This is a genomic window from Xenorhabdus sp. PB30.3, from assembly GCF_963895965.1.
GTDB lineage: Bacteria > Pseudomonadota > Gammaproteobacteria > Enterobacterales > Enterobacteriaceae > Xenorhabdus > Xenorhabdus stockiae.
In genome coordinates this window covers 1-9,765 of record NZ_CAWQMW010000023.1, presented here as the reverse complement: position 1 = coordinate 9,765, position 9,765 = coordinate 1, and the positions used below count along the sequence as shown (strand labels likewise).

The following is a 9,765-nucleotide window of genomic DNA, read 5'->3' as shown; positions in this document are numbered from 1 at the left end:
ATACATACCTTCACTTTCATCTGATGTTAAAGGAATATAATCATCAGATAATTCATACCTATCTTTTATATAATCAAATTGTTCTTTTATATCATCGATATCTAATAGATCCGCTATAGGTTTGGGACTGATTAGATCACAATATATTTCCTGATAGAAGGATGAGAACTCTGATGACAGATCTATACCCAACGCGCGTATGTCATCAACGCAACTAGCTTTATCTTCTCTCAAGATATACCAGTCTTTGGATTTGATATAATCACTTACTTTTTTTGGTATCACGATCCGCCTCCACATTTAGTATTTCTACGAGCTAACTCTTGTTTCGCCCTATCTTCCCAATATTGCTTTCTATCAGCATCGAATGCTTTTCTATCTACTGGGTAATCTGGATGTTGTTTATTTCCATAAGGGTGTAATGCTTCTTTCCCTTTGCCCTTACGCGCTCTGTGTGTGACATTACTAATTTCAAATAAAGATCCTCTAGCATCTTGACGTGAATGATGTAGGTTTATCTGAGCAGGTCGACCATTCTTGATTATATACGGAGTCCCCCCTTCTGATGCACGTTGTAAGTTAGTTTTTCCTTTAACTTTTAGATCCCAATCAATATCTTGCTGATAAACCTTATATGTCTGGCCAGTTCCCTTATTTGCCGCCGAAGTCCAGGTAACTTGTTCTGTAAAAAACTGACTTAATCCAAATGGATCTACCCAACCTACCGGATTATGTACATAAGAATAGGGATTAAAACCACCTTCAAGATTCAGGGGATCTGGCGAGATATATTGCCCAGTCTGCGGCGAATAATACCGGAACCGATTGTAGTATAACCCCGATTCTTCATCTTCGTACTGTCCCATAAAACGCAGATTGCAGCCAACATGATAATCCGCATCATTGGAAGCGATGACTTGGGAACGTTCCGCCTTACCCCATGTGGTCAGCCGTTGTGCCCAGACCAGTCCGCCTTCCTCGTTCAACATTTCGCGCGGTGTACCCTGATGGTCACTGACAATATAGTGTAACTTTCCGCATTCAAAACGTGCTGACGGTGTCAGTGCGCCCGGTTCGTAGAGCCAGCGGATACGCTGTTCGTCTGCGGGGGTCCCATCGGCATACAGCGGTGTTTCTTCGATAAGCTGGTCACCGCTCCACAGATAATCCTGCCCCATAATCGTGTTGGGTTTAACACTGAGATCCGGCTTGCCATTGAGCCAGCGCTGTAAATTGGCTGTGGTCAGTTTTCCATCGTGCACTTTCAGTTTACGAATTCTTCGCCCGAAAGCATCATAGCGATAATGCCAGCGCGAGCCGTCCGGGGTTTCACATTGCGTCAATTGATTCAGCACATCCCAACGGTAGCGCCATACCTGTGGCCGGAAACCGTCACGTTGCTCAGTTTTTTCAATAAGCCGCCCGTTGGTGTCATAACGGTAGTGAATATTGCCGTGCTGCACGACACGACCGGCTTTCTGGCGTTGCGTGATGTGTGTGATGGCGCCGTGAGCATCCACGGGAATATGCTGGCTTAAGTTACCATTGGCATCATAACTGAACTGCTCTTCATACGGGCGTGCCCCCTGATACCGGGTCTGGGTTATCTGACCATTCGTATTGTAACGGTAACGGGTCTGTCCCCAGCGACCATCATCAATCACCCGGAGGTTGTACGCCCAGTCATATTGCCAGCTACGGTTGACTGCCGTGGCCTGTGGCGGAAAATGGGGATCGTTTTGTTGCAGGGTTTCCCTGAACAGGGAGGTTGCTCGTCCGGCTGACTGATGGGACAGTAAACCCGATACGGTATAGCGGCTGGCCAGGATAAAGCCATGGGCACTTTCCCGCACTATTTCTTGTCCTAACGGGTCATGCTGTAAAGACAACGGGCTGTGTTGGTTAAACTGAAAATGGTTTAACCCGCCCATCCGGTTATACCCAAAATGCAACGTATCATCGCCCAGTGTTTCTGCAACAGGCAGGTCGTTGAGGTTATCCCATTTATGTGCGATTTCACGTCCGTTCAGACGCTCACTTATCAGATGTTCGGCCTCGTCATATTCGAATTCCACCACCGCATCCGCTGAAATGGCCCGGGTCATCCGGCCTTTGGGGTCGTAGGTATAGACCGTCTCGGCCTGCAAGGTCGTGTCTAATTTTCCGGCCAGCCAGTATTCCTGCCGTAAAATCTGATTCTTGGCATTATAACAAACACGAATGAGCTGACCGTTGGGATAGCGTGTCAGGGTTCGGCGGCCGGCTCGATCATAGGTATAGCCGATCGTACGTCCGGTAAAATCGGTTTCGCGGATAATTTGTCCGGCTAAATCCCGCTCATAGCGATAGGTTTCACCGGTGGCCATCGTCACGCGGTTCAGGCGAATTAAGCGGTCATAACCAAAATGCAGGACGGTTCCATCCGGGCGGGTGAGCCGGGTCAGCAGGTCAAAGGCCCCATAAGTATAACGGGTGATATTTCCCTCACCGTCGGTGATTGAAGTGACCCGCCGCTCATTATCATAGCCGATATGCTGTTTTACCCCGTCCGGCAATTCAATTTCCGTGACGCTGCTTTCCGGACTGGCATGGAATGCACAGTGCTGATAACGGGTTTGCTGGTCCAGCGCATCGGTTATACCACGCAATCGCCCCAGTCCATCCTGTTCATAGCGGGTGGTATAACCATTGGGCGCCAGAACACCATGAAGCCGGTGTTGTTCATATTCATAACGCCATTGGGTGCCATCCGGCAGTACCCGTCTGAGGATTTCGCCATGCTGGTTGTAACGGTACTCTTCCAATCGACCTTGCGGGTCGGTCACCGCATCCAGTGCGCCCTGGTCGCTGTAGTGAAAAAGCCACGTTTTGCCATCCGGCAGTTTGGCCTGCAACAGTTGACCGTATTCATCATAATCGTAGACAAATACCTCACCGGAAGGCCGTGTCAGTTGGGTCAGTTCACCGTAGGGCGTATATTCAAACTGCGTTTTTCTGCCCAGAGGATCGGTTTCAGAGAGTAGATGGCTCAGATCCCATTCCAGTAGAGTTTCCCGCCCCAGCGGGTCAACTTTACGGGTGATTTGACCGTCTTCATTGTACCAATAGCGGGTACAACCGCCTTCCGCGTCCAGATAGGTGGTGACTTTATTGACATCATCATACAAAAAACGATCCTGCCAGTAGCCTTGTGGAGTGCTGACCGAGACTACCCGCCCCCGGTTGTCATACTCCATCGACACATCCGTTGAATCCGTGTCATGCCAGCGGGTCATCGCGCCACGGGGATCGTACTCGTGCCACAGGTGACTGAACTGAAAAGAATGGCATTCTGACAGATAATGTTGAGCGTTATACTGACAGGTGACCAGTGTCTGGCGCAGTGCTTCCGTCAGGTATTCGACAGAAGCCAGCCGGTTTTGGTCGTAGTCCAGTAACACCCGATAACCATCGGAATGGATAACCTGTGACAGCCGGTATTGTTGTTCCCCGAAGGGATCATCATAATGGAAGGTGATGTGGTTATGGTGACGGTCACGGATCGCAGACAATAACCGTTTATCGCCTGCCGGCTGTTCAAAACTCCGCGTTAATTGGGTCTGACGATCAAACAGATGCAACCCGCCCGTTAAAGAGCCAAACAGCAGATAATGCCCGGCATGCAGGTTAACCGAGAACACGTTTTCATCCGGCGTATGGAAGGTATAAACCACCCCATCCGCATCGGTAAAATAGGTGGCTTCTCCCTCCCGTTTCAGGTGTTGTGACCAGTCATCAGACCACTTAGGACCGAACAGACCGGCAAAATTTTCGGTTGAACGGTAAGTGCGGGTCAGTGACAGCGGCAGGGTGCCGGGCAGGGAGAGCATCGGCCACTGTTGCAGGAAGTCGCCCGTGGCCATATCCACCGGGTCACTACAGGTATCGTTGTCGTTCGGCTTTTTACTTTTTTTCTGCGTGGAGGCTTTCGGCTTATCCGATTTTGTGACGCCTTTTTTATTGCGTGGAAACGGTAATAATCCGGCAATGACCACCGCCCACTGCAAGGCTTTATTGTTTTCCTGCAAAATAGGGAGCGCCTCGCCCGTTTCCTGAGTAACAGAAATGGATCCCGCGGCACTGTTGATATTCGCGTCACAGGTGGTGCGATGCCCCAACCGGGCAATCGGCCTGCCGTTGGCAAATACGGTTTTGGAGCCTTCAGCGACGACACCACCGGGAGGATGGTCACTGCATACCACCGGATCGCCTTTCCGTGCGACCGGTTTACCCTCAAAGAACACATTGGGGGACCCTTTCGCAATGGTGCCTTTATTACTGCCGTATTGCCCGATGGCGGCACCCATTCCGGCACAGGCACCACCGACAAACCCACCGGCCGCCGCAGCGGCCGCAACCACAACCAGTGCCGCGCCTCCTGTAGCCACCACCAGAGCACCCACCGCTACTGCCGCCACCGCACCCAGTAAAATTCCGCCCAACGCGCCCCATAGCCCGGCATTTTTATTCTGGTGGGCAATGGCATCGCCTTCTCTGGCCGGATTTTCACCTTCGGTTGCGACGGTGCTCATCCCCATGCCTTTGGCGATAGCGTGACCGACTTTATCCCCGACATACATCCCCGCCGCCCCCCCGATTGCACCGGCGGCTAATCCGACCGCAAAAGGGGCCGCCGCACCCGTTGCCACCGCATAGGTGGCACTGGTTGCCAGCGTGGCATTGGCGAAGGTATCGCTTTGTAAAAATGCCAGTGCCCGGTCAGACGTGGATTTTTCTGTCCGTGGCGGGACTGGCGCAGATTTGCCGCCCTTTGAAGGCGAGGGATGATTGTGTGTGGCAGGCAAGGGAGAAGGACGCCCTGCCGCCGCTGCGCCCATCATCACATTCTGTGAAACACTCATGTTACACCTCCCTGTCAGGCGTTATCCTTCAGTTCATCGCGTAACCGGAACGTTGCCATCATGGTCTGCATCTGTTCCCGTTGTGCTGCGGTCATCTCCCCCTGACAGGTGCCGGTGAAAATCAGCACCTGTTTTGGGGTATTCAACAACATCATTAACTGATGTACCGGACCACTTGGGGCACGCCAGCGAAATTCAAAGGTCTCGGTCTCAAAACCGTTCAGTTCACCGGATTCATGGGTTATCGCTTCATAATCTTTCAGTTGCTTGCTGATGGCGGTCATTTCCCGTTCGGCAAACTGACTGAATGCCAGCCCCCACGGCAGATTGTCACGGGAAAGGGTGAAACTGGTGCCATTTTTTTCATCGGTACTGTTCAAGACCAGAATACTGGCATCCTGCCAGCTGGCGGGCAGCATAATCGTGCCCTGATTGAAGTGGAAAGGCGCGAGATCAAGTTGGTTGTTCATGGAAGTTCCTTTTTACTTTCTGCAAGTTAAAAATCAAAATGCGTTATTTGTTGATGTTAACCTGACCGCCTAATACGGTGACCCCGCTGTCATTCAGCTCAATACTGGCGCCCCCGAACGAAATTTTAATGTTGGTTTTCGTCATTTGGATGGTGCCGCTGGAGACTTTCAGCGTGATATCATCCTCGGCTTCATACAATTGCGTCCCCGCCCCGGCTTTGCCCGCATTGGCTTTCACCTGCACCACATTGGCTTGTGTACTGCGTTTCTGGCAGATGTTCTCGGTCAGGTTACCTTGCTGGACGGTTTTATGTTCATCCCCCGTCTGGATGAGCAGGCTCCGGTTACCGGCTTCCACGACCAGACTCTGGTCATTTTTTACCGTCGTCTGCATATCCTTCTGCGCATGCAGAGCCAGTCGCTCGCTGCCTTTCGCATCTTCAAACAGCAGTTCGTTGTAACCTTCGCCTTTGTGGGTTTTGGAGCGAAAGGCCATCTGGGTTTTGCTGCCCGGCAATCCGCCCGGCGGGATATTGCTGGCATGGTAGGTGCGTCCGGTGACGATGGGTTGATCCGGATCGCCGTGCAGAAAATCCACCACCACTTCCTGCCCGATACGCGGGATAGCGAGCATCCCCCAGCCCTGACCGGCCCACGGCTGGGTGACCCGTATCCAGCAGGAACTCTGGTCATCACTCTTGCCGTAGCGATCCCACGGGAACTGGAGACGGATACGCCCGTACTGGTCACAGAAGATTTCTTCGCCGGCAGGTCCCACGACGTTGGCAATTTGTGGGCCGTCAATCACTGGTTTCGGCAACGGCGCCGGACGCCAGTGCTGGTTATGGCGGATAAAGTGGAACTGGCTGCTCAGGGTAGTCCCCGTGCCACTGTTGGCGGTTTCGCGTGCCTGGGGCTGGCTGCCGGCATGACTCGCCCCCACCACCTGCCAGGACTGGTTCAGGTCTTCACGCGGGTGGTTGTACAGGGTGAATAACCGTCCCGGCTGGATCGCAATGGCATGACCACGGCCTTGTCCTGTCACGGCATTGTTGCGAAGTCCCTCCAGACGGTAGCGGGTAAAATCCTTACCGTGTGCCTCATCCTTAAAACGGCCCGGATAGTCGTAATGTTCGTAATACACCTGCTGGAGCGTGTCTTCCTTCATCTGCTGGCTGAATTCGGCCGGCCACGCCGGATTTTTGAAGGTGTAGTCTTTGAGCTGCACCTGAGCTGGGCGGACCTGTGCCCGGTGTGTCAGGTGGCTCACCGCCGGCTCGCCCAGCGTACTGGTGTCACCCGGCTGGTAGGGCAGGACAATGCCCGGCGGGACAGAGCCGGCATCATCGGCAAACACCAGCGTATTACGCCCGTTGCCGCATTCAAAAAAGTAGAAGATACCTTCTTCTGCGGTCAGCCGTTGCAGGAATGCAAAGTCACTTTCATGATATTGCACACAAAATTCCCGTTCCGGGTGGGCATGGCGCAGGCTAAAGACCACATCGCGGATACCGTGCTCTTTCAGAATATTAGTGATAATGGATTCAATGTTCAGTTGCTGGAAAATACGCGAATTCTGACGCAGGGTGGTGCGCCACAGGTCCGGGCGAATACTCATCTGGTAGGTGGTCTGGTGCAACCCGGTATTGCCCTGTTCAAAGCTGGCAACGATACCGGTGATACTCCGGTTTTCAATCCCATCCTGTGTGATTGTCAGCGTGGCAGCGCGGTCGAGTACCGCAGGAAAGTCGATGGCAGGGTCAGCACTCGCCAGTCCGACCTCCAGCTGGAACGGCTGAGAAAAATGCTCATTCAGGGTAAAATCCGTGACGACAAAGGTTTCTGGTGCCAGACCGCCCGCCGTCAGGGTAAATTGCAGACCGCTGGGGGCACCATCACTGAGAAACTGACTGGCTTTTTGCAGGGCTTTGGTGGCGGCGCTGTGACCCCCGGCGGCTTTCTTTGCCAGCCCCGGTTCGTGCCCAACGAAGCTCCCGGTTGTCTGCTGAGCCAGCCGGGTGGCTTGTTGCCCCTGCTCAAACAGGGCCTTTCCCTGCTGAAGTTTTGCGATGTGCTTTTTCACTGACATATGTGTCTCCCTGAGATGATGACGGATAACGTGATAACCGTCGGCCATCACGTCCGGGCACAACATTGAAATTCGTCCGGCGTTGTTTGTGACAAACGGGGAGATGAAAACATCCATCGGCTGTTTTTACACCGGACACTGGAAATAATCTGAAAAGACGCAAAGACCAGACTATTTCGTTTAATGCATGAAAAATAATCAGGAGAGGAAATGATAAATAAGGCCTGAATGAAAACCAAATGAAATCAAGCGAAATAAAAAACTCGCCCGGCAATGACAGCGGAAAAAGTTAAAATCATTGCGCCATCAGGGTAATGCGCTTTGTTTTTATCAATAGTGAATGCATTGTGTTGTGATTTATTGCTGTCAGATTCAGGGTGAATTAATTAACGTAATGATTTATTTATAAATATAAAATTATAAGTATCTTAGAAATCATGATCATTTTCATTTTATGATAACGATCACAAATGGAGTTGTTTAAAATAATGAACACATTTTTAAACCGAATCCTAAAATAATATACCCTGACAAAAATAGATATTTTATTCTTGTTAAAATACAAATCAGAGGCTTATTTGAGATAATAACAACTATCACGATGAAATAATATGGATATAAAAAAGATGAAAAGCTATTTTTATTTCTTTTAGAAAGACAGGTATTCAGGCTGGCTGAAAATACGCCGCGAAAAAATAGCAGAAAACACCGTTTGACTCCGCCTGAGGCAATCGCTATTCTCTTTCTGTTAACTGATGATCTTCCGCCTGTAAGGATCAGCGTAAAGCGGCGAAGTCAAAACTCCCGTAGCCTGCAAGGGAGAGCATTACAATGCGGTACATCTGCGCACTTTTGGAAGCAGATATCATCGGACATCTAACCCTCCGTCTGATGATGAAAGTTTCCCGGTGTGATTCATCACCGGCTACTCACACAACAGAGCAAAACAGGCTCTGTCTTACGTCAAACGATACAATTTTTATCTGTACAACATTCATTCACATTTTTAATTCATCACGATCAACGTCCCGAATATTGTGAGGCGTCACTTGTGTTGAAGCGTAGCGATTACCAAGTGACGCCGCAAAGCGGCAAACGTCCATAGCCCATCCGGTCTGGTTTTACGGCCGATTTGAACCCCGCATTACTCAGTGAAACCACGCAAAACAGACTATTAACCACCCTGTTAAACGATTGTCCTATCGGATTTTCAACCCACTGCCTGATTGCAGGCTGATGCAGTAAAAATTAAGGAGAAATGAATCACGTCAAGATAATGAGGCGTTCATCCTGAGCTGATCAGGCACTGAACGGGGAGCATGTCATCGCTGTGCTGAGCACGTCGCGAGCTCCTGCAATAACTCAACACAATCCCGCCCTGCTACACATTATCTGACGCACCACGGAACGGTGAACCTGAACCGACACGCAGGGAATTGTTTTAAAAACGACTAAAAATGAATAAAACAAACGCAAAGTAGCAGAAGAGGCGAGAATGGCGCAGGGATCGACACGTTCAAAGGTTGAGCTGTTCAGAAAAGCCTTTATCACGCATGCCCGACAGGCGGGCGGAAGTTTTGTTACGGTGGCGGATCGGGTGCGGATTGCCCGGCAGTTCCTTGATTATCTGAAAGACAATGGCATCAAACTCCGGCAAATGGATAGCCTGAAGGTGAAATATATTGAGCGCTACATCGCTGAACGCAAAGCCAGCAATATCAGTCACCGGACACTGCAAAATGAAATGTCGGTGCTGCGAGCCATTTTAGCGCAGGCGGGAAAGCATAAGTTGGCTGATCCCGATAATACCCGCCTGAGTAACCGGACATTGGGTATCGCGGATACCAGCCGCATGGGAACGAAAATGGCGCTGGCTCCGGCTGCATTCCGGGACATTTTTCAGCAGGTGGAGCAAAAAGACCGGCGTGTCGCGGCGGTGATGCAACTGGCGTATGTGCTGGGACTGCGTACCAAAGAAGCGGTGGAAGCCTACAAATCGTTAGCGACCTGGAAGAAAGGACTGGAAAACGGGCATAAGTCTGTGCGGGTGGTGTTCGGTACTAAAGGTGGACGACCCCGGCAGACGGTCATACTGGATCGGGAAGCCCTGCAACACGCGATTGCTTATGCTGAACGCGAGCAGGCCGGGCGCAGCGGTAAACTGATTGATAAGCTGACGATCACGCAGGCCATAGACCGTTACCGCTATATTGTCAGAAGCTCAGGATTGACGGGTAAGAACGCCCCGCACAGTATGCGTTACCATTTTGCTCAGCAATCCGGGGAGCATTATATAGCGCAAGGA

6 protein-coding genes are annotated in these 9,765 nt (G+C 51.1%); 1 reads left to right on the top strand and 5 read right to left on the bottom strand.

Annotated elements, in window-relative coordinates; all coding sequences use genetic code 11:
- The 5 genes from AACX38_RS02385 to AACX38_RS02365 form a co-directional block, all read right to left on the bottom strand.
- The coding region (locus AACX38_RS02385; protein WP_228865663.1) for a hypothetical protein at positions 1 to 285 on the bottom strand (285 nt) is incomplete at its 3' end.
- The gene (locus tag AACX38_RS02380) at positions 282 to 4,901 is read right to left on the bottom strand and encodes an RHS repeat-associated core domain-containing protein (RefSeq protein WP_228865662.1); all 4,620 of its coding nucleotides are present in this window, start codon (positions 4,899 to 4,901) and stop codon (positions 282 to 284) included. The genes AACX38_RS02380 and AACX38_RS02385, both read right to left, overlap by 4 nt.
- Positions 4,902 to 4,915: 14 nt before the next feature.
- Positions 4,916 to 5,371, bottom strand: a complete 456-nt coding sequence (locus AACX38_RS02375) for a DcrB-related protein (RefSeq protein ID WP_228865661.1) — start codon at positions 5,369 to 5,371, stop codon at positions 4,916 to 4,918.
- A 43-nt stretch (positions 5,372 to 5,414) separates the two neighbouring features.
- Entirely contained in the window at positions 5,415 to 7,460 is a 2,046-nt protein-coding gene (locus AACX38_RS02370) for a type VI secretion system Vgr family protein (RefSeq protein WP_228865660.1), read from the bottom strand.
- Positions 7,408 to 7,599 (bottom strand): hypothetical protein, encoded by a 192-nt coding sequence (locus AACX38_RS02365; protein WP_339385650.1) that lies wholly within the window; start codon positions 7,597 to 7,599, stop codon positions 7,408 to 7,410. The genes AACX38_RS02370 and AACX38_RS02365 overlap by 53 nt, the downstream gene beginning before the upstream one ends.
- A 1,356-nt stretch (positions 7,600 to 8,955) precedes the next feature.
- Here AACX38_RS02365 and AACX38_RS02360 point away from each other — a divergent pair.
- Positions 8,956 to 9,765 (top strand): integrase domain-containing protein (locus tag AACX38_RS02360; RefSeq protein ID WP_228865659.1); only part of this gene is annotated, 810 nt, incomplete at its 3' end.